This window comes from Rhizobium sp. 0TCS1.26 (assembly GCF_050455525.1).
Lineage (GTDB): Bacteria > Pseudomonadota > Alphaproteobacteria > Rhizobiales > Rhizobiaceae > Neorhizobium.
On sequence record NZ_JBCIYV010000005.1, the window covers coordinates 102,829 to 127,172 of the forward strand.

The following is a 24,344-nucleotide window of genomic DNA, read 5'->3' on the forward strand; positions in this document are numbered from 1 at the left end:
TCCACGCCCATTGCCAAGATGGAAGCCACATGCTTGTTTGGCCTGACTGGTCTGACCAGTCAGGCCACTGTAGATTGAGTCATGTTCAAATAACAAGGGGAACTCTCATGACACGCTCCAACACCTTCAAGACAACACTCCTGTCCGGCCTGATGGCGCTGCTGGGTGCCGCCGCCGCGCAATCGGCCGACCTGACCGTCGGCGCCAACATCGGCAACGTGCCCTGGGAGTTCCAGGATGCCAGCGGCAAGACCGTCGGCTTCGAGGTCGACCTCGTCAATGAAGTCGCCAAGCGCCTCGGCAAGACGGTCGAATTCGTCAACACGCCGTTCGCCGGCCTCTTCCCCGCCGTGCAATCCGGCCGCATCAACATGGCCGTCTCGTCGATCACCATCACCGAAAAGCGCCTTGCCTCCGTCAGCTTCGCCCAGCCCTACTATGACAGCGACCAGTCGCTGACGGCAACGGCGAAATCCGGCATCGACGGGCTGAAGGCGATGAGCGGCAAGGTTGTCGGCGTCGATACCGGCTCGACGGGAGACATGTGGGCCGAAGCCCATAAGGGCGACTACAAGCTTGGCGAGATCCGCAAGTTCGAGGGCCTGCAGCCGGCCATGCTCGATCTGGTCGCCGGCCGCATCGACGGCTACATTTCCGACATCCCGGCCCTCCTCTACTACGTCAAGGACAAGCCCGAGTTGAAGGTGGTCGAGCGCATCCCGACCGGTGAGAAATACTCGATCATGTTCAACAAGGGTGATCCGCTGGCAGCCCAGGTGAATGACGTGATCAGGCTACCTCGCCAAGCTTCACGAGACCTGGTTCGGTGCGAAGGCTGAAGCCACGACCTCGACCGTCATGGTCATGGACATGCCGAAAGCCAAGTAAGGCTGTCTCGCAGCCGGCGGGGCGGTGGCCCCTTCCCGCCGGCCTGCCAAAGGGAGCCTCACCGGCATGAACCTGATCAATACCTTCTTCAATCTCGACGTGTTTCTCGAAAGTCTCCCGCAATTGCTGCGCGGCCTCGTGGTGACGCTGCAGATCGGTGCCGTCAGTATCGTCTGCGGACTTGTCGGCGGTCTGTTTCTCGCCGTGGCGCGCATGTATGCGACCAGATTCGCCCAGGCTCTCATCCGCATCTACATCGATGTGTTCCGCTCCATTCCGCTGCTGGTGCTGCTGATCGTCGTCTATTACGCCCTGCCCTTCGTCGGCATCCGGCTGTCTCCCTTCTTGTCGGCGGTAACCGCGCTGTCGCTTGTCTCGGCTGCCTACACGGCCGAAATCTTCCGCGCCGGCATCGAGGCGATCCCGCATGGCCAGTTCGAGGCCTCGGCGGCGCTTGGCCTGTCCAGCAGGCACACGATGGTCGATGTGATCCTGCCGCAGGCGATACGCATCGTCATTCCACCGCTCACCAACAACTGCATCAACGTGTTGAAGGATACGGCGCTCGCCTCGGTCGTCGCCATGCCGGACCTGTTGAAGCAGGCGACGCAGGCGCAGGCGTTATCCGCCAACCCGACGCCGCTGATCGGCGCCGCGCTCATCTACGTCATCCTGCTCTGGCCGATGGTTGCGGTAGTGCAGCGGCTTGAAAAACACTTCAGCCGGGGGAGACGCTGATGGACAGGCCTCAACCGCTCATCTCCATCCGCGGCCTGACCAAGGCCTATGGCACCTTCACCGTGCTGCACGGCATCGATCTGGATATCGCCGAGGGCGAAGTTGTGTGCGTCATCGGACCGTCGGGGTCGGGAAAGTCGACACTGATCCGCTGCATCAACCATCTCGAAGCGGCGACACCGGAGAGCCGCATCATCGTCGACGGCATCCGCGTGGAACCCGGCCCGGCACTTGCCAGGGTGCGTGCCGAGGTCGGCATGGTCTTCCAGTCGTTCAACCTCTTCCCCCACATGACCGTGCTGAAGAACGTCATGCTCGCTCCCATGCGGGTGCGCGGCACGACGCCGGCCGAGGCCGAGCGCAAGTCGCGCGAACTGCTGGCACGCGTCGGCATCGCCGAGCAGGCGGAAAAGTATCCGGAGCAACTGTCCGGCGGTCAGCAGCAAAGGGTGGCGATCGCCCGGACGCTCGGGATGGAGCCGAAAGTGCTGCTCTTTGACGAGCCGACCTCCTCGCTCGATCCGGAAATGGTCGGCGAAGTCCTCGACGTCATGCGCAAACTCGCCGGCACCGGCGTGACCATGGTGGTCGTGACACACGAGATGGGCTTTGCCCGCCAGGTCGCTGACCGGGTCATCTTCATGGATGGCGGACGGCTGGTGGAAGCGGGTACGCCTACAGAGGTGTTCGATGCGCCCAAGGAAGATCGGACGCGGGGCTTCCTGCGCGCCGTTCTCGATCACTGAATACTTTAGAATTCGAAGGACGATTAGCATGACCAACACGGCGCCGCTCAACCTGGACTACGTGCGCAGCCAGTTTCCCGGGCTTTCCCGCGGCTGGACCTTTTTCGACAATGCCGGCGGCTCGCAGATCCTCAAGGGTGCGGTGGAGCGTATCAATACCTTCCTGATCGAGAAGAACGTGCAGATCGGCGGCTCCTATGCGGTGTCGCAGGCGGCAGCCGCTGCACTCTACGAAGCGCGCACCGCCGCCATGCATCTGGTCAACGCCAGCCGCCCGGAAGAGATCGTCTTCGGCAACTCGACCACGGCCCTGCTGCAGAACCTCGCGCGCGCCATGCAGAGCCAGCTGTCGCCGGGCGACGAGATCATCGTCACGGTTGCCGATCACGAATCCAATATCGGTCCCTGGGACAGGTTGCAGGAGCGCGGCGTCGTCCTGAAGATCTGGCCGCTCAACAAGGACAGCCTGACGCTGGAGCTTGACGATCTCGTCCCGCTGATGAGCGAGCGCACGAAGCTGGTCTGCGTCACGCACGTCTCCAACATCCTCGGCTCGATCAACCCGATCCGCGAGATCGCCGATTTCGTCCATGCCCGCGGCGCCAAGATCTGCGTCGACGCGGTGGCCTATGCGCCGCACCGGGCGGTCGACGTGCAGGCCTTTGATGCCGACTACTATGTCTTCAGCCTCTACAAGACCTACGGCCCCCACTACGCGCTTATGTATGGCAAGTACGACCTGCTGCTCGAACTCGACACGCTCTACCATTACTTTTACGGCAAGGACAAAGTGCCGGGCAAGCTGGAGCCGGGCAATCCGAACTATGAGCTTGCCTACTCCACCTGCGGGATCGTCGACTACCTGGCGACGCTTGGCGAACAGGCCGGCGAGACCGGATCGATCCGCCAAAAGATCGAGGCGGCATTCACCGCCATCACGGCTCAGGAAAACCTGCTGACCGAACGGTTGCTCGGGTACCTACGGTCGCGCAACGACTGCCAGATCGTCGGCCAGGCTTACAATCGCGACGGCAGCCGCGTTCCGACCATTGCCTTCCGCTTCGACGGCCGTCAGGCGGGCGATCTTTGCGTGGCGATGGATGCGCAGAAGATCGCCATGCGGTTCGGCGACTTCCATTCGCGGCGGCTCGCCGAATATCTCGGCGTGACCGACGATGGCGGCATGCTGCGGGTATCGATGGTGCACTATAACACGGTGGAGGAGGTGGATCGCTTCACCGCCGCCCTCGACACCATCCTCTCGGGCGAGACCGGTCTCGCCAAGGCCAGCTAACCGGCAACCTGGACAAAGGAAGAGACGATGCGCTTCGACACGGTCATCCGCAACGGCACGGTGGTAACGGCAAGCGACACCTTCGTCAGTGATATCGGCATCAAGGACGGCCAGATCGCGGCATTGGCGGCCGAGCTCACCGATGCCGACGAGGTGATCGACGCGACGGGTCTTCTCGTGCTGCCCGGCGGTATCGACAGCCATGTGCATCTCGATCAGCCGTCCGGCAACGGCATCGTCATGGCCGATGATTTCGACAGCGGCACCCGCTCGGCGGCGGTCGGTGGCAACACCACCGTTCTGGCGTTCTGCATGCAGGAAAAGGGCCAGACGCTGCGCGAGGCGCTCAAGGTCTATCACGCCAAGGCCGACGGCAAATGCCATGTGGACGTCGCCTTCCACCTGGTGGTCACCGATCCGACGCCCGACGTTCTCGGCCAGGAACTGCCGGCGCTGGTGGAGGACGGCTACACGTCGCTGAAGGTGTTCATGACCTATGACGGCTTACGGCTGCGCGACGACGAGATCCTGGCGACGCTTGATGCCGCACGGCGCACCGGCGCCCTGGTGATGGTCCACTGCGAGAACGAGGACGCCATCCGCTATCTCATCGGCCGGCACGAGGAGGAGGGCAAGCTCTCGCCAAAAGCGCATGCCACGACGCGTCCCATCGCCGCCGAGCGTGAGGCCACGCACCGGGCACTGTCGCTGGCCGAGATCGTCGATGTGCCGATCGTCATCGTGCACGTGTCCAACCGCGAGGCGATGGAGGAGATCCGCCGGGCGCGCCAGCGCGGCCAGAAGATCGCCGGCGAGACATGTCCGCAATACCTGATGCTGACCGCCGACGATCTCGACCAGGAGGCGATGGAAGGCGCCAAATATGTCTGCTCGCCGCCGCCGCGCGACAAGGAGAGCCAGGAGGCCTGCTGGGAAGGGCTGGAGCAGGGGGTCTTCGACCTGTTTTCGTCCGACCACTGCCCCTTCCGCTTCGATGATCCACAGGGCAAGCTGAACGACAAGGGCAAGCGAAACTTCCGCTGGATCCCGAACGGCATACCGGGTGTTGCGACCCGCCTGCCTATCCTGTTTTCCGAAGGCGTGATGAAGGGCCGGATTACCGTAAACCAGTTCGTCGCGATGACATCGACCAACCATGCCAGGCTCTACGGGCTCTATCCGCGCAAGGGAACGATCGCTATCGGCGCCGATGCCGACCTGGCGCTGTGGGATCCCAACAGCCGGGTGACGCTGACCAACGACCTGCTGCAGCACGGCGCTGACTACACGCCCTATGAGGGGCTTGAGGTTCAGGGTTGGCCGGTCCGTGTGCTGCTGCGCGGAACGACGATAGTCGGCAAAGCCGCAGTCGCGGCGCACGAAGCCGGCGGGACCTACCTGTCCCGCGAGCGATCTTCGCTGGTGGCGAACCGCTCGTTCTGACAGGAAGAACGCCGCATGCCGCGGCGCGCTTCGGGACGAAAATGGGCGGTTCGACCCTGGTCGGTCCGGTTCGCCTTTCAGGCCGTTTCGAGGAGCGGGCCGGTCATGAAGACGCTCTCCGGCAGATCGTCATGCCACTGGCGGATACGCTCGGCGATGTCGCGGCTTGCATCCACCCTGAAGTGTACGCAATCGGCCATCCTGTCTGGACCGACGAAGCCGTCGACGTCGAGGTAATCGACCTCAGTCCGGTGGGCGGCCATGCGTCTCCAGATGTCGTTGAAGGCGTTCATCCGTTCGCGTGTAACGCCTCGGATGACGTGGTCATGGTTGACCTCGGTACCGCGCGGGTTTCCGATCACCAGCAGCCGTCGCCCCATCGCTTTCAGATAGTCGCAGAATTCCGTGACGCACTGCTCGTAGACTTCGCTGTCCAGCCTGTGCCGCAGCTCCGCCGGCCACATGATGTCGTAGAAGTCGGAGCCGATATAGTGGACGACGGCCGGCGGGAAATTCTGCTGTCGGTACGACTTGTCCAGCACCAGCGACATCACGAAGATCCTCGGATGGCTGTCCACCTCCGCGACGTCGCGAAGCCCGGAGAAATGGCTGAACACGCCCGACTGGCAGTTGGCCATGAAACGGATCCGGACGTCGCGCGTGTCCGGGCCGAGGCTCTTCTCCTCGGCAAGTATGCGCGCCCGCACGTCAGGGTGTGCGAAGTGATCGACGGTGATCCAGTCGGGTATCTCTGGCACGACGGGCACGCTCGCCGGCACCTGCAGACTGGGAAACCGCTGGAAGGCGCGGTGCAGCAGAACGTTCTCGATGCCCATGTGCATGATGCGGCACGAGAACGCCATGTGGAGCAGGGTCCCGGTCCGGACATCGCCGGCGATGAAGCCCACCAGACCGTGGTAGCCGAACTTGTCCCAGGCGAAGAGAGCAAAGCCCTCTCGCAGGGACGGCTCCGAGACGAAGTCGACCATAGAGCCCGGTTGAACCCGGGTCTTCAGGTAGTTGAGCTGATTGGTGCGGTTGATGAGCTCCTCGATGCGCGGTGCGAAATCGACAAGATCGGCGCTGCTGGCGATCGCCACATGGATGTCGCAGCCTTTGAGGAAGTTCTCCCGGTCGCCGTCGAAGCTGCGGCTCTCCGTCACCCGGCTTTCGAGGCTTCGATATTCCTCGACCCGTGACTTTTGAACATGAGCATGCGCGTCGACCAGCCGTTCCAGGAACGCGTCGCAGTCGGGAGACTTCGCGTCGACCACGAACAGGTCGGGAAGGGCGGCTTTCGCCTCGGCAATGTTGACGTCGTTGTCATCGATGAAGACGCAGTTCTTTGCCTTCAGCTGCATGTCCGTGATCAAGGACCGCAGTGCCGGCCCCTTCGGAACGAAACCTATCCGCGGAAACACGAACTCGTCCCACAGCCCCAACTCCTCCAGCTTCCGGCGCGCCGTCACAAAGTCGTTCTTCGAGCAGATGGCCGACACCACGCCCGATCGGTTGAGCCGTCGGAGCGCTTCGACCCGTCTATCGTAGAGAACCAGCGCATCCTCGTCATCGAGTGTCCCGCTCCACAAGGTGTCGTCGAGATCCCAGATCACCAGCTTGACGGATTTTTCGACATTCGGTGCCGCGTCCCGGGGGATGATGACAGGCGGCTTCGTCGATTGCATACCCCTCAGGAAGAACATCGTCGCGTCGGCACCCACGCCGTCGACGACCCTGCCCACCTGCGGCCGGAAGCAGGTGGTGACGGGGATCCCGGCCTCGGCGAGCATCGTGTAGCCTTGCAGAAAGGCGGCCGGAAGAACGACGCCATCCGTTTCCCCGTGGACGAGGAGAACGGCGGGACGGCTTTTCACCGTCTCCTTCGTGATCGCAAGTCCGGTGAGGTTGCCGCCGAAGCCGACGATGGATCCAGGACCGTTCTCCGTCTCCAGACCGTAGCGAAATGCAAGCGTGGCGCCTTCCATCAGGCCGGCGATCGTCACGCGGTCGGGCGAGAGACCATATTCCTCGCAGATCTGGTCCACGTACCGGCCGAGCGCGGCGCAGGCGGGTTCGAGACTGCCGGCCGGCCATGCTCCGGGAGGGCTCTCAAGCGACGCGCCCTCAGGCGGCCCGCCGATGCCGTTGAACACCGGCATGGCAAACAGCGTGGTCGCCATATGCGGACCCCATCGCTCCGCCAGTTTCCTGGGCGTCAGGTCCTCGGCATGACTTCCATGCACGAAGATCAACGCGAACTCGGGGCGACCGCCATCGATGGGTAGAATTCTGCTGTCGTAGCCGATCTTCAATGCGAGCGCTCCTCTAGCGCTTCGCCGCCGACCTCGACCGCGTCCGGCTCGAGATCGAACGGCGAGACCCTTTGTTCGTGTCAGAGAACCGTCGACTTCAGGAAGATGACGTTGACGTCGGTCTGGGCCAGCAGACCATAGCCGCGCGGCCGCAGGATCTTGTCGAACTCTTCGACGCGGCCCTCGTGCTCGCACTGGATGATCGTCGGCTGGAAAACCCTGTCCATCTCGGTGAGCAGTGCCGCATCCAGGCCTTCGACGTCGACCGACAGATAGTCGCAGTACGGGCCGTAATAGGCGCGCATGAAATCGTTGACGTGCATGTTGGTGCAGGTGATCGTCTCGAGGATGCCGTCCGAACCGCCGAGGTTCTTGAAGCGCGAGATGTGATCGGCAGACACCGACGACAGTTCGTTCTTCTCATGAACATGCAGGTCGACGGTGGCGACTGTCGAGGTGCTCACTGCGCAGTTGACCACCGTGTCGCGCGGCCTCTTCGCCTGCAGAACCTGCGCCAGCGCCGGGATCGGCTCGACGAGAACACCCTGTGCGCCGTAGATCTTGTAGAGCAGGTAGGTCGAATTCGTCTGGAACGGATGGTTGGCGCCGATCTCGATATAGCGGACGGTGTCCATCGACCGGCCGGCGCGCGAAAGGTTGGCACGCAGCACGGCCTCGACGATCAGGTCCTCATTGCATTGCGCGAACGTCTCGTACACATGCGTCGGAATGGGCGCGGCGTCGATCCCATGCGACTGGCATTCCAGTGTGATGAAAGGATTGGGGAAGCCTGCTCTCTGGGCGATCGTCATCGTTGTTTGCGCTCCGGTGCGCACGGTCAAGTTTTCGCCGTGCAATGACGAAGAAGATAGGCGTCGAAACTGGTGCGAAGCTATGCAGCGCGCACGTACTGGCGCCGGCGATACAGGCCGACGCAAGTTTAACCGGCTAGCATTCTTGCCATCAATCTGGGGAACGTCCAATGAACGCCGTTGTCGCAATCAGCCCTCCAGCGCCGACGCGCGAGTGGCTTACTTCGAGAACCTTCGACTTCGTCATCGAACCGCACGACATCACGGTTTCCCGGACGTTCCTGTTTCATGCGAGCGGTTCGGTCGCAGGTTACTCGCATCCGAACGAACGGTTCTGGGATATTGACGGCGAGACCGTTCGTATCCTCGATCACAACGGCCGGCCGACCTGCGTGATGAAGACGCGCCTCGCCGAGGGAGGCAGGCTGCAGCTTGCCGGAACCTATTGCGGTCCGCTGCCGAACGAGGGGGATCCGCGGTCCACCCATGTCCTGCGCGAAAACGCTTCGGACGACCATGGCAAGATCCAGAGTTTCGACCTGTTCGATACGCTGGTCGCACGGCGATGCTACGATCCGCTGGAGGTTTTTCGGGCGGTGGAGGTGAAGTCGGGGGTCGCGGGCTTTGCCGAGCGCCGTCACCTGGTCGAGATGTCGATCTTCGGGCGGCAGGACTACGGCCTCGACGACATCTACGCATCATTGGTCGCCGAAGGTTTGGTGACCGAGGCGACCGCCGGCATGTTGTGCATGATGGAACTGGAAGAGGAGTGGGACACGCTCTTCCCGATCCAGGAGGTGGTTGCCTTCGTCAACCCGGGCGACATCATCATTTCCGACATGTACCTGCCCTATGAGTTCGTCCAGCGGATCCTCAAGGAGAAGTGCGGGCTGGAGAACGAGCTCTACCTCAGCAATTACGGGAAGCACCAGCGCAAGATCTGGCCGGATGTGATGGCCAAGCATGCCATCCGCTGCCACTACGGCGACAACCTGCATGCGGACGTCGTCGGCGCCTCGGAAGTCGGCATCCAGCCGATGTATGTGAGCATCTCGAAGTGGAGCGCGACCGAGACTATTCTGCACCAGGCGGGGTTGTCGGCCTATGCGCACGCCGTGCGGCGCCTGAGGCTCGGCATCCATCACCGGGAGCCGCAGATCGCCAACGCCTTGAAGGCGCAGGCCTCGATCAACATCCCGCTGATGATCCTGGGATCATTGTGGATCAGGCAGCTTGCTGCAACCTTCGAGGCCGACCGGATCCTCACCTGCGCCAGGGACTGCAACCTCTGGCATGAAATGCTGGTGTCCAGCCATTTTGCCCGCACCGGCATGCCGCATGCCCGCTACCTGAAGATATCGCGGACGCTCTGCCACGACGGCAGGGAGGAATTCGAGGCCTATCTTCGATCGAACATGGGCGAGCGCAATCTTCTCGTCGACATGGTCGGCACCGGACAATCCCTCAATTCGCTGGTGGACCGTCTCGACCTTCGCGGCCGTTTGCGTCCGTGCATCCTCGTCGCCGACCCGGTCGCTGCACGAAACCCCGCCGCGCTGGACTTCCTCCTCCTCAAGGACTTCATGGGGTACCGGCTGTTCATCGAAGCGCTCAATGCCTCGCTCGACGGGTCGGCCGCGGCTGCGGTCTTTGACCATCAGGGCTTGAGGATCGTCACGCAGCCGAACGAGTTCGGCCCCCTGATGCAGCGGATCATCACCCTGTCGCGCAACCTCTTCGGCGAATTCCTCGTCGATCTCGACGGCGTCCTGCCGCCGAAGGAGATGCCCTCGATCGACACCCTGCAGGCGGCGGCGGAAGGCATCGTGGCGCAATTGCCGGAGCAGGTGATGAAGCTCCAGCCAATCTGGTCTGAGCAGGGAAAGAACCTAGCGCGCACCAACCTGATCGCGGCGGAGTAGGAACTATGGCGAATGGCCGGGTGAGGCCCGGCATCGCAGCTTCATCAGAAGGCTCTGGATGGCGCGATGATCGCCCCCAATCGCTGCCCCTTTGTCAGATCGAACGCCCGCCTCGCATAAGCGGCCCTCAGTGCATGATGTTCGTCAGAAAGCGTCTCGTGCTCTCCTGCTCGGGAGCATCGAAGAATGCCGTCGGCTCGTTGATCTCGATGACCTGACCCGCCTCCATGAAGACGACGCGATCGGCGACCCGGCGGGCAAAGCCCATTTCATGGGTGACGACGATCATCGTCATGCCCTCGTCGGCGAGCGTCACCATGGTGTCGAGCACCTCTTTCACCATCTCAGGATCGAGCGCCGAAGTGGGCTCGTCGAACAGCATGATCTTCGGCGTCATGCAAAGGGCCCTGGCAATCGCCACGCGCTGCTGCTGCCCTCCGGACAACTGGCCGGGATACTTGTCGGCCTGTTCCGGGATGCACACTTTTCCGAGGAAATGCATGGCCATCTCCTCGGCGTCCCGCCGCCGCTTGCCGCGCGCCAGGATCTGCGGCAGGGCGCAATTCTCCTTGACGGTCAGGTGCGGGAAGAGGTTGAAGTGCTGGAACACCATGCCGACCTCACGGCGGATCGCGTCGAGGTTCTTGACGCTGTCGCCGAGCTTGATGCCGTTGACGGAAATGCTGCCCCGCTGGTGTTCCTCCAGCCGGTTGATGCAGCGGATGAGGGTCGACTTGCCCGAGCCCGAGGGGCCGCAGACGACGATGCGCTCTCCTGTCGCGACCGTGAGGTCGATGTTCCTCAGCACGTGAAAGCTGCCGTACCATTTGTCGAGGGCTGCGACTTCAATGGCATTCAGGTCATGGGCGGTCATCGGTAGCTCCGGGATTGCACGCGGATTTCGAGCCAGCGGCTGTAGTTGGATATGCCGAAGCAGATCAGGAAGTAGATCAAGGCGACGAAAACGTAGCTTTCCACATAGGGCGCAGGCCATAGCGGATCGGTGGCGGCCACGCGCGCGGCGCTCAGCATGTCGAAGACGCCGACGATCAGGACGAGGCTGGTGTTCTTGACCATCACGATCGCCGTGTTGGTCAGAGGCGGAATGACCTTCTGGAGCGCCTGCGGGAGGACGATGTGCCATACCGCCTTCCAGCCGGGGATGCCCAGGGCCTTGGCGGCCTCGATCTGGCCGGCTGGAACACCCTGCAGCCCGCCGCGGATCACCTCGGCAAGATAGGCGGCGGCAAATACCGTCAGCGCCGCCAGGGTACGGCCCAGCTTGTCGATTGACCAGCCGGCCGGCAGAAGCAGCGGCAGCAGGATGGAGGCCACGAACAGCAGCCCCACCAGCGGCAGGCCGCGCACCAGCTCGATCGTCATCAGGGACAGCAGGCGCGGGATCGGCAGCGAGGAGCGTCTTCCGAGCGCCAGAAAGACCGCGAACGGGAAGCCGAGGCCGAGCGACAGCAAGGCGAGCAGCAGCGTCACCGGCAGTCCGCCCCAGCTTGAGGTGGGTACGGAGGTCATCCCGAGGACGCCGCCCCACATCAGGGTGAGCATGACGGCGACGGATGCGATCCAGGCCAGGATCAGTCTCGGGCCCCAGAGCTTCGGGGACAGGGAGGCGAGGATCATCACCAGGATCAGGCCCATGACCAGAAGCGGCCGCCATTGCTCGTCCGGCGGATAAACGCCGAAGATGATGAAGCGGAATTTTGCCGCGATGAAGGCCCAGCAGGCGCCACCGTTGCGGCAGGTTGAAGGATCGTCGGTCGACCATACCGCATCCAGGACGGCCCAGTTCAGAGCCGGGATCAGCAGGATCAGCAGGACCCCTGTGGTGACGGTGAGAACCGATGCCACCAGATCACCGAAGAAGAGCTGCAGGATCGGTTTGCGCGGTGGCCTTGGCGGAGCGGACGGTGCGATGTGGGCAACCGTCGGGGCGATGTCGATCACGGTCATCGTGCCTCCACCAATGCGACATGCGCATTGTACCAGTTCATGAACAGCGACACGGCAATGCTGATGGTCAGGAAGATGCCGAGCAGCAGCGCGATGCTCTCGATCGCCTGGCCGGTCTGGTTGATCACCGTGCCGACGACGAGGCCGAGCTCCGGATATCCGACGGCAAGCGCGAGCGTGGTGTTCTTGACGGTCGAGAGATACTGCGACGTCATCGGGGGAATGATGATCCGCAGCGCCTGCGGGATGATGATCGTGGTGAGCGTCTGCCGCTCCGACAGTCCGATCGCGCGGCCGGCCTCCCATTGTCCGATCGAGACCGCGTCGATGCCGCCGCGGATGATCTCGCCAATGAAGGCGGAGGTGTAGATCACCAGGCCGAGCATGAGGGCCGCAAATTCCGGCGAAAGGCGCAGCCCGCCCGTGAAGTTGAAGCCGCGCATTTCGGGAAAGCTGACGGCGGCACCTGGCTGGAGAAAGAGCACCGCGCCGAGGGCAACGGCAGCCGCCAGCGCCGAAAGCGCCAGGACGGGATGGCGGTCAGGCCAGTGGCCGGTGCCGATGATGCGGTGTCGCAGGCGCCAGGCGCCCCAGGCCGCCGCGATAACGAGGCCGACGACGGACCAGTCAAAGGTGTCCAGTTCGACCGCGGGAATGTAGAAGCCTCGCAGTGACAGGAAGACGCCGGGCAGCGGGTTGTAAGCTTCACGCGGTGCCGGCAGCGCCGTGGTCGCAAGCGCGTACCAGAACAGCAGGTGGACGATCAGCGGCATGTTGCGCATGGTGGTGACGAAGACGCCGGCGACGCCCGCGGTCAGCGGATGCTTCGACCGTCGCGCCAGCCCGACGAGCAGGCCGAGCGCCGTCGACAGAATAATTGCAAGGATCGATATGACCAGCGTGTTGCCGACGCCCGTCACATAGGCCCACAGGAAAGTATCGGAAGGGTCGTAGGGCAGGACGCTTTCGGAGATCGGAAAATTGGCACGCCGCCAGAGGAAGTCGAAACCGACCTTGATCCCGCGGGCATCGAGGTTCGTGACGGTGTTGCTCACAAGCCAGGTGAGGAGGGCGGCAAAGCCGCCCAGCAGAAGGATCTGCCCACCCCAGCTTCTGAACCGTCTGTTGTCGAGAACAGCGGAGATCATGATCGGCTCCAGACCTATTGGAAGGCCATCGGGAACATCAGCCCGCCATCGGAAAACAGCCTGTTGGGACCACGCTCGATCTTGAGCGCACTGCCGGCACCCAGGTTGCGGTCGAACATCTCGCCGTAGTTACCAAGCTGCTTGACGATGTTGTAGGCAAACTTGTCGTCGAGCCCCAGTGCCTTGCCGTTGCCGGGTTCGACGCCGAGGAAGCGCTTCACCCGCGGGTCGTCCGAGGTCATCATCCCGTCGATGTTGGCCTGCGTAATGCCGTAGAGCTCCGCATTGAGCAGCGCCTGGATCGACCAGTTGACGATGTCCATCCAGTTGTCGTCGCCGTGGCGCACGGCCGGCGTCAGGGCATCCATATACTTAGTCGCCGGGAAAATGATGTAGTCTGCAGGCTTGTCCGACTGCGTCGCGCGAACGGAAGCAAGGGCCGCTGCATCGGTGATGAGGGCGTCGCAGCGACCGGAGAAGAAGGCCTGGCGGGTTGCGGCGACGTTGTCGAACACAACGGGATTGAGCTTCAGGTTAAGCTTGCTTGAGACGTCGTTGACGACGACCTCGGTGGTGGAGCCTGTCTGAACGCAGACGGACGCGCCCGTCATCTCCTCAACCTTGGTGACGCCGGAGGCCTTGGCGACCATAAACCCGGTGAACTCGTAATAGGTCGGCGTGGTGAAATCGATGCCGTTCGCGTCGCGCTGCAGTGTCCATGTGAGGGTGCGCGGCAGGATGTCGATTTCGCCGGTCTGTAGAGCCGGAATGCGCTGCTGACCGCTCAAGGGGACGAACTCCACCTTGTCCTTGTCGCCAAAGACGGCCACCGCAACGGCACGGCAGGTTTCGACATCGAGGCCGGTCCAATGGCCCTTGTCGTCTGGCGAACCGAAGCCAACAGTACCCTGACTTGCGCCGCAGACGATGCGACCTCTCTCCTTCACCTTGTCGAGCGTTGGTCCTGCATGTGCCGCAGTGGCGGCCAGCGCGGCGGCCAGTGCCGCAAGGCCGAGTTTCCAGTTCTTCATGTTGTCGTTCCCTTTGTTATTGATTGTTTGGTGGTGTCGTTCAGGCAGTCTTCGCCACGGCGGGCGCTGTCGCGATCGCTTCGACGATCGGCTTGAGGTCGGCCCAGAGATCGTCTTCATCCTCCAGTCCGACATTGATCCTCAGGATCGTGCCGGCATGGGCATCAGGGTCGGTCACGCGGGTGATGGTCATGGGCGCAAGCAGGCTGTGGGTGCCGCCCCAGGAGGCGCCGATCGAGAAGGTCCGCGCCGCCGTCAGAAGGTCGGGGAGGGCGGCCTCGGCGTGTGGGGGGATGACCAGGCTGAAGACGCCGCTCGCACCGGCAAAGTCGCGCTGGAAGAATGCGTGGCCGGCGGCTCCGGGGAGGGCGGGGTGCAGCACCAGTTCCGGTGCAACGCGATCCGCGATCTTCCTAGCGAAGTCCAAGGCGACCCGACCGGAATGGGCCATGCGGACGCCCATGGTTTCCATACCGCGAAGCGCCAGCGCGCAGTCGTCCGGCGAAACCCCCATGCCGATCATCCGCATGGTGTCCTTCAGCTTCTTGTGGAGCGCGATGTCCTTGACCGCGATTGAACCCATCAGCAGGTCGGAATGGCCGCCGACATATTTCGTCAGCGCCATCGACGAGAAGTCCATGTCGTTGGCCAGCGGCTTGAAATAGAGCGGTGTTGCCCAGGTGTTGTCGCAGCCGGTCAGGACGCCGCGCGCTTTTGCAGCCGTGACGATGGCGGGGATATCCTGGATCTCCATGGTCGTGGAGCCGGGCGATTCCGTCCAGATCAGCTTGACGGTCTCGTCGATGAGGCTGGCGATGCCCGAGCCGATCATCGGGTCATAGATGCGGTAGGAGATGCCGCGCGGCTTCAGGTAGTTTTCGCAGAAGCCGGCGACCGGCGGGTAGGCGCTGTCGGGGATGAGAACCGTGTCGCCGGGCATCAGCACCGACAGAAAGACAACCGTGATGGCGGCCTGGCCGGATGGCACCAGGACCGTTCGAAGTCCCTGTTCCAAAGCGGTAATCGAGGCCTCGAGCGTGCGGGACGTCGGCGTGCCGTGAAGTCCGTAGGTGTAGCCGTCCGGGCCGCGCTTGGAACGATTAGCATAGGCTTCCGCACTGTCGAAGACGATGGTGGAGGCCCGATAGGTGGCGGTGGCGAGGCTGGCGAAGCCTGCATGGGAGACTTCAGGTCGTTTAACGCAGAGCGTCCGGTCGCGCATGGTATTCCCTCATTCGATTTCGAGAGAAAACCTGTCATGGGCATGGTAGAAGGACAATTGACCAGAACGTCTAGGTCCATGCGTAAACCTGATAGGACATGGCATTGAACTTCCGACAGATCGAAGCCTTCAGGGCCGTCATCATCTCGGGAACGGCGTCAAGGGCAGCGGAACTGATGGGTGTCACGCAGCCCGCTGTCAGCCGGCTCATCGGAGAGCTGGAAGCGGCTGTCGGTTTTCCGCTTTTCGATCGCGTGAAGGGCAGGCTCGTTCCGACGCCCGAAGCCGATATCTTCTACCGCGACGTGGAGACGAGCTTCCGCGGTCTCGACAGGTTGCGTTCGTCGGCCGCGCGTATCCGCGACTTCGGCTCCGGGCACATCCGCGTCGCAAGCCTTGCCGCCGCAGGCTCGACAATCGTCCCGCGCGCCGTACGCCGCTTCAAGGAGAGCTTCCCGTCGGCGATCATAACGCTCAGCATCATGACATCGGCCTCCGTGCGCAACCATGTCGTTGACGGAGAATACGACTTGGGACTGGCCGCCGATGAGGTCGATCTTTCCGGCGTCGAGCATCAGGTGTTTGGCAGCTTCCCAGCGCTCTGCGCCATTCCGCCCGGCCACCCGCTTGCGGCGAAGAAGATCATCGGCCCCGCCGATTTCGATGGAGTGGATTATGTGGCGCTGTCTCCCGAGGATCGAGCGCGGCTGAAATTCGACGCGCTCTGCCGTGAGGTCGGGGCCAGGCCCAATCTCGTCATCGAGACGCCTTTCGCCATCACCGCCTGCGCATTGTCGCTCGAAGGTGTCGGCGTCGGGATCGTCAACCCGCTGTCGATCGATGGATTTTCAGAGCGCGGCCTGGTTTTTCGGCCCTTCGAGCCGGCGGTCTACTTCAAGAGCTACCTTCTGTTCCGGCCTGACATGCAGAAGGCGAGGCTGGTGCGGGCTTTCGTCGCGGCACTGTTCGAGGTGCGCAATACGCGCCACCGGGTGGCCGTTGCATGAGCTTTCCAGCAGGCCGGCACACGAACAAGCGGGACGCCGAGAACGCCTGGTCTGGCGATCAGGTGCCTAACGGCAAGCGCCGCAGAGACCGTGGACTTCGATGGTGGTGGCGCGGATCTTGAAGTCGCTGCCTCTGGCATGTCGGGTAGGGCCTCTTCGACCTTGCCGTCATGAAGCTCGCTGACCTCGCCGCAGGCCTCGCAGGCCTCGCAGGCCTCGCAGGCCCCGAACGCCGTCATCCCCGGGTGGATCTGGCCATGCCTGGAATGACAGCAGACGACGAAGGCGTTCATGCTCTCCAGCCGGTGGATGAGACCTGCTTGACGAAGCTTCTCCAGAGCGCGGTAGACCTGGAGCGGTGCCTTGAGCCCATCGTCCGCAGCCGACCGAGGATCGCATAGGCATCAGCGGCTGGTCGCACGACTGCAGCACGGACAGCACCAGCTTCTGGTTCCTCGTCAGCTTCGGGTCGTCCGCGTGGGCTGTGTGCTGCATCACCGTCTCCCGGCAGGCGCGATTGCGGGTCCGGACACGCCGCAGCAGTTCCGGACCCGCGTTTACGTCAATGCGAGGCGCCGGAGCCGCCGACGGCGACGATCGAGAAAGGCTGTCCTTCGACAGCGATGGTGCGGACCTCTGCCAGAGTGTCGGCATCGAAGACCCGAACCAGCGAATGACGCGGGTCGGTGATGGCGATGCGACCATCGGCAACGGCCAGACGCGGGCGCGGATCGCGCCAGTGGCCGTCCTTGCTGTACGGCTCCGTAACCCTGGCCTTGCGGACGGTCTTGCCGTTGATGACGTCAAGCACGTGCAGGTCGCCATCCTCGGTCAGGATGTAGGCATTGCGCGGGTTCGCCGGGTCGAGCTGAAAATCGACGCGGCGCGTCGGCAGCTGGATGAGCTTGAAGTGTTCGTCGCTGTCCGGGTCGATCAGCACAACCTTGTCCTCGCCGTAGTTGCCAAGGAAGAACTGCATGGCCTTGCCGCCGAGCAACGTTCCCGTAGAGGCCTTCGGCAGGTCGGCGGGATAGGCGAGCATCTCCAGCTTTGGCCCGTCGGTTCCGCCGGGACGGGCAATCAGAACGCCCTCCTTGCAGCCGAAGGCGACAAGCCGCGCCGAGGTGGCTTCGCCGTGAAGATCGGTGCATGTCGCCATCTCACCAACCTGTTCGCCCTTCTCGTCAATCACCCGCAATCCGACGCGTGGCGGCAACTCGTCCGGCTTGGTCTCAATTTCGGTGTTCGGAACGGAAACCAGCACATGGCGGCCCATCGTCACGGCGACGCCATGATGCGGCTTCGTCGTGTCGATCGTCCTCACTTCGGCCTTGCCTTCGAGCAATGCCGCTTCATCGATGATGTCGGCCTTGCCGCCGCGATCGTAGAAGAGGATGGCATGGTCGTCGTGCGGGACGACGTGGAACGGCCGCTTGCCTTCGAACGTCACCGGCAACAGCCCGACATCCGACACATCGAGATCGCGGTGATCACCGTGGTCGGAGACGTTGATGCCGGTCTTGAGGATGTGGACGATGTCGTGGTCCGACTGCGTGGCAAACACGGTCTGGCCGGAGGCACTGGCGGTCAGCGCCGCCGCGCCCTTCACGTCGTACCGACCCAGCTCCTTGCCCGTTTCAAAATCGATGGCGCGGACCACGGGGTTTGTGTGGTCGGCGACAAAGAGGCGCCATGCCTCCTTGCTCTCGTAATCGTCCTCGGCGGACGCGCCAGCTGCGGCCAGAACCATGCTGACGGCGACTGCGGCGAGCAGACGGTTTCGGGCGAGAGACAGTCTCATGGAATACCTTTCTTCATGTTGAGATCTGAGTGTGGCGAGTGGACCTATTCTGCCGCCTGTCGAACAGCGCGGCATTTCCGGAAGCCGTCGCGGATGATGTCCCGGGGCAGATTGCGTCCGATGAAGGCGAGCCGCGTGACACGGGCCTCATTCTTCTTTCAGGCGCGCTGGTGGTCGCCGAGATAGCCGGTCAGGACGGTCACCAGTGTTGGGTCGCTCTTCTGCTGTGACGTGATCGCCTCCAGATGGGCACCGTTCCCGGCACCATCTAATACGTTATACCGTTACGTTTCCGATTGACGAACGTAATAACGTTACCTAAGCAGGGCTTGTCAATCCCCGAGGATGCGATGAGCAATATTTGTCTTGAGTTCGAGAATTTCACACTGGGTTACCAGGGCCATGCTGCCGTCCATCATCTCACCGGCGGCGTTGAACGTGGATCTCTGACGGCGATCGTCGGTGCCAATGGATCCGGAAAGTCGACGCTTCTGAAGGGCATTGCAGGGATACTGAGGCCGATGAGCGGCCTTTGCAGGCCGCACTTCGGACGCCTTGCCTATCTGCCACAGCAGTCGGAGCTGGACCGCAGTTTTCCGGCAAGGGTGGTGGATCTCGTGTCACTCGGCTTCTGGCAACGCCGCGGGCTGCTCGGGCGTGTCAGCAGCAGCGATCAGGCCGAGCTGGCCCGGTGTCTGCGCGCCGTCGGTCTCTCCGGGTTCGAAACGCGTCCGATCGACAGCCTTTCGGGCGGCCAGATGCAGCGAACGCTGTTTGCCCGCGCCATGCTGCAGGATACCGACCTGATCCTCCTCGACGAGCCTTTCAATGCCGTCGATGACCGAACCATCACCGACCTCATCACGCTCATCAAAGCCTGGGTCGCCGAGGGTCGCACCGTGTTGTGCGTGCTGCACGATCATTCCCTTGTGCATGAGCACTTCCCGGACACGATGCTGCTGGCGCGGACCCTGGTGGGATGGGGCAGGACCGCAGACGTCATGACGCCCGCCAATCTGGTGCGGGCGAGGGGGTTCCAGGAAGCGTGGGACGAGAATGCCGGCTGGTGCGAGGAGCGGCGGCCTGAAGCGGGCCACGAAGACGGGCATCTGGCGGGGGAACGGGTACAGAAGACGGTGGCGCGCCTTGGCTGATTATCTGTTCGGCCCGTTCCTGCACTACGGTTTCATGCAGCGGGCGCTCTTCGGGTCGCTGATCCTGTCCGTCTCCTGCGCGCCGGTCGGTGTATTTCTGATGCTGCGGCGGATGAGCCTGACAGGCGATGCCATGTCGCACGCCATTCTGCCGGGCGCCGCACTCGGCTTCCTGTTCTTCGGTCTCGAGATCATACCGATGACGATCGGCGGTGTCGCAATCGGCCTTCTGGTCGCACTCGGCTCGGGGCTCGTCTCCCGCTTGACGGTGCAGAAGGAGGACGCCTCCATGGCAGCCTTCTACCTGATTTCGCTCGCCGTCGGCGTGCTGATCGTGTCGTGGCGCGGGTCGAGCGTTGACCTGATGCATGTCCTGTTCGGTTCGGTCCTGGCGCTCAACAACGAGGCACTCGGGCTGATCGTCGGGATTGCCGTGTTCACCTACGCCATCCTCATCGTCTTCTGGAGAGGGCTGGTTGCGGAATGCCTCGACCCGCTCTTCCTGCGGTCCGTGAGCCGCATCGGCGGGCCGGTTCACCTGCTGTTTCTCGTGCTGGTGGTCCTCAACCTCGTGGGCGGCTTCCAGGCTCTCGGCACGCTTCTGTCGGTTGGATTGATGATGCTGCCGGCCGTCGGTGCCCGCTTCTGGTCGAACGATGTGCGCAGCCTGTGTCTCATTGCAGTCGGCATCGCCATGCTGTCGTCGGTCTGCGGCCTGCTGCTCTCCTATCACGCGTCCATGCCCTCTGGCCCCGCGATCATCTTCATCGCCGGCGCCTTCTATCTCTTTTCCGCACTCGTCGGCCGCAGGGGAGTGCTCGCGAGCCTGTTCACCTCCGGTCGCCACAAGACAGCCTGACAACAAAGGAGTTTCCCATGTTCAAGACGTTACGCCTGACCACCTTTACGAGCCTCCTGGTGCTCGGCGGCATCGCATCCAACGCATCCGCGGCAGAACTCAAGGTCGTTGCCAGCTTCTCGATCATCGCCGACCTTGCCAGGAATGTTGGCGGCGAACGGGTCGCCATCTCCACCTTCGTTGGTCCCGATGGAGACGCGCATGTGTATCAGCCACGTCCGGCCGATGCTGCGGCGCTCGAGGGTGCCGATGTCGTTCTGGTCAACGGCCTGCAGTTTGAGGGCTTCATGTCCCGCTTGATCGAGACCAGCGGCACCAAGGCTGAGGTTGTCGAAGTCAGCAAAGGCATCGAGCCCCTGAAGAATACCGAGGAGGAGAATGAGCAGCACGAGGCTGGGGAGAAGGCGGAAGCCGCGCATGATCATGCAGGGGAAGACCATGCGGAAGCGGGGCACGATGACCACGGTCACGAAGGCCATCACCACCATGGCGCATTCGATCCCCATGCCTGGCAGTCGATCCACAACGCCGAGATCTACGTGAAGAACATCGCCGACGCTTTTTGCCAGGCCGACAAGGCGGGCTGCGTCACCTACACTGCGAACTCGCAAGCCTTTCTGACGAAGCTTGCGGCACTGGAGGCAGAGGTGAAGTCGGCCATCGACGCCATCCCTGCGGAAAAGCGGACGATCATCACCTCGCACGACGCATTCGGCTATTTCGAGCGCGACTACGCCATCAAGTTCATCGCCCCGGAAGGCATTTCGACGGAAGCGGAAGCGTCGGCGGCAGATGTCGCCAAGCTCGTGGATCAGGTGAAGGAAGACAAGGCATCGGCGATCTTCCTGGAGAACATCACCAACCCGCGGCTTGTGGAGCAGATCGCAGCGGAGACCGGCCTTACGGTCGGCGGCACGCTGTATTCCGATGCGTTGTCGGGTCCCGACGGTCCGGCGTCCACCTATATCGATATGTTTCGCTACAACGTGAAGACGATGACGTCGGCCATCGTCGGCGGCTAATCGGTCGGCCCTGCCCGGCAACTGGCTTGGCAGGGCTCTTCCCGCACAAGTGAAGCTCAGGTTCCCACCATTTTAGCCTTGCGGCATGAACCGCATGAACGGACGCGCGTGAGTAGCTTGCTCGTGGTCCCAGTACACTGTTGAAATGAGGCCGGACTATTACTTTTAGTGCCGCCGCATGCGGCAGCAGATATCAAGACCCTGCGGCTGGCAGTTGGGTCAGCATCCAAGTCCTGAACAGCTTGACGCGGTTGAGCTCAGCCTTCGCGGCCGATGTGACGAGATAGTAGGCCCCGGGACCGGCGATGCGAGCCGTGAACGGAGCAACCAGCGTTCCGTTCCTGATCTCGTCCTCGACCAGGAAAGTCGGTAGCAGTGCAACCCCAAGGCCGGCGATGACAGCCTGAATGATCATGAAGAAATGTTCGAAGCTCGGCCCCCAGCGCATGTTGTCATGCTGCACGCCAACAGAGCGGAACCAGTGGTCCCAGCTGTTCGGCCGTGTCGAGTGTCGGATGAGCGGGTGATGACGAAGCGACCTATAGCTGGCGAGCGGGTTGGGCCCCTGCATGACGTTCGGATTGCAGACCAGGATTATCTCCTCTGACATCAGAGGGTCAACGATCGCATCCTGCCAGTTTCCATGGCCGAAACGGATGGCAACATCGATCCGCTCCTTTGTGAAGTCCAGTTCACCATCGCTTGAGATGATATTGAGCGCGATCTCGGGATGTTTTTCCTGAAAGGACGGCAGGCGCGGCAACAGCCAGCGCGTACCGAACGTAGGCAGCATGCCAATCGATAGGGTTCCCTTTCCTTTGCTTGAGGAAATAAGTTCGACCGTGCCGGCCTCCACGAGATCGAGAGCCTCATGCACTAGGCGGCTGTAGAAACGCCCTTCGTCCGTCAGCTCGATTCGGCGGCTCTGCCGTGTGAAAAGCGGGATCTGCAGATATTCTTCAAGGCTTCGCACGAGGCGACTGGCCGCGCTCTGCGTCACATTCAGCTCTTCCGCCGCACGTGTGAAACTGCTGTGACGAGCAACGGCTTCGAATGTCCGCAATGCATTGAGGGAAGGCAATAGGCGGCGGCTCAAAGATTTGCATTCCTTCAACTCATCAATCGCAGATCTTTATGCACCTTGAGGAGTTTTGCCAAGCCGATAGTCTGCAACCCTCCCAAGGTCGCAGACGGTAACCGTCACAATTTCGGAAAGAAGTGCATGATCCCCTTTCACATGGCTTTCGCAATCGACGACAAGGAGACTGCTCGCCATTTCTATGGCGAGGTAATCGGCTGCAAGGTCGGTCGCGAGGCCGAAAACTGGATCGATTTCGATTTTTTCGGACACCAGATCTCTGCACATCTAAACAGCGACCCTAAATCTCCGGCGACTTCGAAGGTTGGAAGCGATCTTGTGCCGCTCCATCACTTCGGCGCTGTTTTACCATGGGAAGTCTGGAACGGCATGATCGCGCGCTTGCGCGCAGTGAACTGGCCCTTCATTCTCGAACCAAAGCTGCGCTTCGAGGGCGAGCCCGGCGAACAGGGCACGTTCTTTCTGAAGGATCCCGCCGGCAATGCGCTCGAGTTCAAATCCTTCAAGAATCCCGACGGCTTGTTCGACCATTGAGCGATCATTCCAGACAGGCAGATCGGACTTGCCGTGAACTCTCGTGAAATCGGCTACGCCTTCACCGCCGTCGCGCAACGTCCATGAGCGTTTCGCGGGTGCTGGTGGTGGAGGTTTGCATGCCGAGACGTCGTAACCCGGCTCTCGCACGGCGGCGGCAGCGGGCTCTTTTCAAGGGAGACCGCGCGTGGCGGGACACCAATACCGTGGTCGTTCCAGCCATTCTTGTTGGTCGACTACGAGACCGCTCGGCGTTTTGTAAGCAATAGGCGAGAGATAGATGACAGCTGCACGTGATCCTGCCGGTAAACTGACCATCCTGATTGCTTCTCCCCTGGAGGACGAGCATGTCGCGCGTATCAGGGCTTTCGATCCGGACCGCTTCGATGTGATCCACGAGCCGGAACTGCTGGCCAAGCCTCGATACGTTGCCGATCATGGTGGCGAGCCCCGGAATTTCGATGAGGGCCAAAAAGCCCGGTGGGCGAACTGCCTGAAGCGTGCCGATATCTTCTTCGACTTCGACCGTCTGGATGCGGCAGGCATGCCGACCAATGCGCCGAACCTGCGTTGGGTACAGGCGACCAGTTCCGGGATCGGCGAGTTTCTTCGTCGCACCGGCCTCGACAAGAGCGATATCGCCTTCACGACGGCATCGGGCGTCCATGCCCGCCCCCTGGCGGAATTCGCCATGCTCGGTCTGCTGTATTTCTTCCGGGACGTGCCTTATCTCAATGCCGAGAAGCAGGCGCACCGCTATGAGCGTTACACAGCGCAAGGGCTCGAGGGCGCGCGCGTGCTCATCGTCGGCCTTGGTTCACTGGGTGCGACCATCGCGCTGGACTGCGCGCGTTTCGGGGTAGAGGTCTGGGGTACGCGTCGCCGCTCCGGCGTCGAGGCGCCGGAAGGCGTCAGCCGCATGATCGACCAGCGCGATATCAAGAGCGTGTTGCCGGAGGTCGATGCGGTGATCCTCTGCTGCCCACTCACCGAGGAAACCCGCGGGCTGATCGGCGTTGACGAGATCGCGGCGTTGAAGCCGGGTTCCGTCATCGTCAACATCTCACGTGGCCAGGTGATCGACGAGGCCGCGATGATAAAGGCGCTCTGCTCCGGCCATATCAAGGGCGCTGCGCTCGACGTGTTCGAAGTCGAGCCACTCCCGAAAGACAGCCAGCTTTGGGATCTGCCAAACGTGCTGATCTCTCCCCATTCGGCCAGCACGGTTGGCCTCGAAAACACACGTATCGTCGATATCTTCCTCGACAATCTCGGGCGCTTCGCGGCCGGTCAGCCGCTGCGCAACCTCTATGATCGGGAGAGCGGCTACTGAGCCAGCGTCTC

20 protein-coding genes and 3 pseudogenes are annotated in these 24,344 nt (G+C 62.4%); 12 read left to right on the forward strand and 11 right to left on the reverse strand.

Annotation, left to right across the window (positions count from 1 at the left end; all coding sequences use genetic code 11):
• The first annotated feature begins 107 nt into the window (after positions 1-107).
• The 5 genes and pseudogenes from AAIH46_RS20145 (at position 108) to hydA (ending at position 5,109) form a co-directional block, all read left to right on the forward strand.
• A pseudogene (locus AAIH46_RS20145) lies at positions 108-888 on the forward strand (ABC transporter substrate-binding protein).
• A gap of 66 nt (positions 889-954) precedes the next feature.
• Positions 955-1,626 (forward strand): amino acid ABC transporter permease, encoded by a 672-nt coding sequence (locus AAIH46_RS20150; protein ID WP_430307854.1) that lies wholly within the window; start codon positions 955-957, stop codon positions 1,624-1,626.
• Complete coding sequence (locus tag AAIH46_RS20155) at positions 1,626-2,372, forward strand: amino acid ABC transporter ATP-binding protein (protein WP_430307855.1); 747 nt, start codon at positions 1,626-1,628, stop codon at positions 2,370-2,372. The genes AAIH46_RS20150 and AAIH46_RS20155 overlap by 1 nt, the downstream gene beginning before the upstream one ends.
• A 28-nt stretch (positions 2,373-2,400) precedes the next feature.
• Positions 2,401-3,666, forward strand: a complete 1,266-nt coding sequence (locus tag AAIH46_RS20160; RefSeq protein ID WP_430307856.1) for a cysteine desulfurase-like protein — start codon at positions 2,401-2,403, stop codon at positions 3,664-3,666.
• A gap of 27 nt (positions 3,667-3,693) precedes the next feature.
• The gene (gene hydA, locus AAIH46_RS20165) at positions 3,694-5,109 is read left to right on the forward strand and encodes a dihydropyrimidinase (protein WP_430307857.1); all 1,416 of its coding nucleotides are present in this window, start codon (positions 3,694-3,696) and stop codon (positions 5,107-5,109) included.
• A 77-nt stretch (positions 5,110-5,186) separates the two neighbouring features.
• Here the strand turns inward: hydA and AAIH46_RS20170 are convergent, their stop codons facing one another.
• Both AAIH46_RS20170 and AAIH46_RS20175 read right to left on the reverse strand, forming a co-directional pair.
• Complete coding sequence (locus AAIH46_RS20170) at positions 5,187-7,421, reverse strand: HAD-IIIC family phosphatase (RefSeq protein WP_430307858.1); 2,235 nt, start codon at positions 7,419-7,421, stop codon at positions 5,187-5,189.
• Positions 7,422-7,501: 80 nt separating this feature from the next.
• Positions 7,502-8,233: an FkbM family methyltransferase gene (locus tag AAIH46_RS20175; RefSeq protein WP_430307859.1), complete on the reverse strand. Its 732-nt coding sequence runs from the start codon at positions 8,231-8,233 to the stop codon at positions 7,502-7,504.
• A gap of 170 nt (positions 8,234-8,403) precedes the next feature.
• Here AAIH46_RS20175 and AAIH46_RS20180 point away from each other — a divergent pair, with 170 nt between their 5' ends.
• Positions 8,404-10,155, forward strand: coding sequence for a hypothetical protein (locus AAIH46_RS20180; protein WP_430307860.1), 1,752 nt, complete (start codon positions 8,404-8,406; stop codon positions 10,153-10,155).
• Between the two features lie 127 nt (positions 10,156-10,282).
• On the opposite strand, the gene AAIH46_RS20185 is transcribed toward AAIH46_RS20180, so the two are convergent.
• The 5 genes from AAIH46_RS20185 to AAIH46_RS20205 are packed head-to-tail and all read right to left on the reverse strand — an operon-like array spanning position 10,283 to position 15,524.
• A complete protein-coding gene (locus tag AAIH46_RS20185) occupies positions 10,283-11,029 on the reverse strand; it encodes an amino acid ABC transporter ATP-binding protein (protein ID WP_430307861.1) in 747 nt (248 codons plus the stop codon).
• The gene (locus AAIH46_RS20190) at positions 11,026-12,123 is read right to left on the reverse strand and encodes an amino acid ABC transporter permease (protein ID WP_430307862.1); all 1,098 of its coding nucleotides are present in this window, start codon (positions 12,121-12,123) and stop codon (positions 11,026-11,028) included. The genes AAIH46_RS20185 and AAIH46_RS20190 overlap by 4 nt, the downstream gene beginning before the upstream one ends.
• Positions 12,120-13,271 (reverse strand): amino acid ABC transporter permease, encoded by a 1,152-nt coding sequence (locus tag AAIH46_RS20195; protein ID WP_430307863.1) that lies wholly within the window; start codon positions 13,269-13,271, stop codon positions 12,120-12,122. Before AAIH46_RS20195 ends, AAIH46_RS20190 begins: the two co-directional genes overlap by 4 nt.
• 14 nt (positions 13,272-13,285) lie before the next feature.
• On the reverse strand, positions 13,286-14,302 hold the full coding sequence (locus AAIH46_RS20200; protein WP_430307864.1) for an amino acid ABC transporter substrate-binding protein: 1,017 nt from the start codon (positions 14,300-14,302) through the stop codon (positions 13,286-13,288).
• Positions 14,303-14,342: 40 nt separating this feature from the next.
• On the reverse strand, positions 14,343-15,524 hold the full coding sequence (locus AAIH46_RS20205) for a trans-sulfuration enzyme family protein (RefSeq protein ID WP_430307865.1): 1,182 nt from the start codon (positions 15,522-15,524) through the stop codon (positions 14,343-14,345).
• Positions 15,525-15,622: 98 nt separating this feature from the next.
• On the opposite strand from AAIH46_RS20205, the gene AAIH46_RS20210 reads away from it, so the two are divergent.
• Entirely contained in the window at positions 15,623-16,531 is a 909-nt protein-coding gene (locus AAIH46_RS20210) for a LysR substrate-binding domain-containing protein (RefSeq protein ID WP_430307866.1), read from the forward strand.
• 66 nt (positions 16,532-16,597) lie between these two features.
• On the opposite strand, the pseudogene AAIH46_RS20215 reads toward AAIH46_RS20210, so the two are convergent.
• The 3 genes and pseudogenes from AAIH46_RS20215 to AAIH46_RS20225 form a co-directional block, all read right to left on the reverse strand.
• Positions 16,598-17,026 (reverse strand): annotated as a pseudogene (locus AAIH46_RS20215) (Fur family transcriptional regulator).
• 67 nt (positions 17,027-17,093) lie between these two features.
• On the reverse strand, positions 17,094-18,332 hold the full coding sequence (aztD, locus tag AAIH46_RS20220) for a zinc metallochaperone AztD (protein WP_430307867.1): 1,239 nt from the start codon (positions 18,330-18,332) through the stop codon (positions 17,094-17,096).
• 44 nt (positions 18,333-18,376) lie between these two features.
• A pseudogene (locus tag AAIH46_RS20225) lies at positions 18,377-18,511 on the reverse strand (GTP-binding protein); the annotation flags it as partial.
• Between the two features lie 171 nt (positions 18,512-18,682).
• Between AAIH46_RS20225 and aztA the strand changes: the two are divergent.
• Genes aztA through aztC form a run of 3 tightly spaced genes read left to right on the forward strand, consistent with a single transcriptional unit; the run spans position 18,683 to position 21,367 of the window.
• Positions 18,683-19,486 carry a zinc ABC transporter ATP-binding protein AztA gene (gene aztA, locus AAIH46_RS20230; RefSeq protein ID WP_430307868.1) on the forward strand — a complete coding sequence of 268 codons (804 nt, stop codon included), beginning with the start codon at positions 18,683-18,685 and terminating at the stop codon, positions 19,484-19,486.
• Positions 19,479-20,345: a zinc ABC transporter permease AztB gene (gene aztB / locus AAIH46_RS20235; protein ID WP_430307869.1), complete on the forward strand. Its 867-nt coding sequence runs from the start codon at positions 19,479-19,481 to the stop codon at positions 20,343-20,345. Before aztA ends, aztB begins: the two co-directional genes overlap by 8 nt.
• Before the next feature lie 17 nt (positions 20,346-20,362).
• Positions 20,363-21,367 (forward strand): zinc ABC transporter substrate-binding protein AztC, encoded by a 1,005-nt coding sequence (gene aztC, locus AAIH46_RS20240; RefSeq protein ID WP_430307870.1) that lies wholly within the window; start codon positions 20,363-20,365, stop codon positions 21,365-21,367.
• Positions 21,368-21,560: 193 nt separating this feature from the next.
• Here the strand turns inward: aztC and gcvA are convergent, their stop codons facing one another.
• Positions 21,561-22,463 (reverse strand): transcriptional regulator GcvA, encoded by a 903-nt coding sequence (gene gcvA / locus AAIH46_RS20245; protein ID WP_430307871.1) that lies wholly within the window; start codon positions 22,461-22,463, stop codon positions 21,561-21,563.
• A gap of 45 nt (positions 22,464-22,508) precedes the next feature.
• Here gcvA and AAIH46_RS20250 point away from each other — a divergent pair, with 45 nt between their 5' ends.
• Together AAIH46_RS20250 and AAIH46_RS20255 are read left to right on the forward strand one after the other, a co-directional pair.
• The gene (locus AAIH46_RS20250; protein ID WP_430307872.1) at positions 22,509-23,000 is read left to right on the forward strand and encodes a VOC family protein; all 492 of its coding nucleotides are present in this window, start codon (positions 22,509-22,511) and stop codon (positions 22,998-23,000) included.
• A 280-nt stretch (positions 23,001-23,280) separates the two neighbouring features.
• Positions 23,281-24,333 carry a D-2-hydroxyacid dehydrogenase gene (locus tag AAIH46_RS20255; RefSeq protein WP_430307873.1) on the forward strand — a complete coding sequence of 351 codons (1,053 nt, stop codon included), beginning with the start codon at positions 23,281-23,283 and terminating at the stop codon, positions 24,331-24,333.
• The last annotated feature ends 11 nt before the right edge of the window (positions 24,334-24,344 follow it).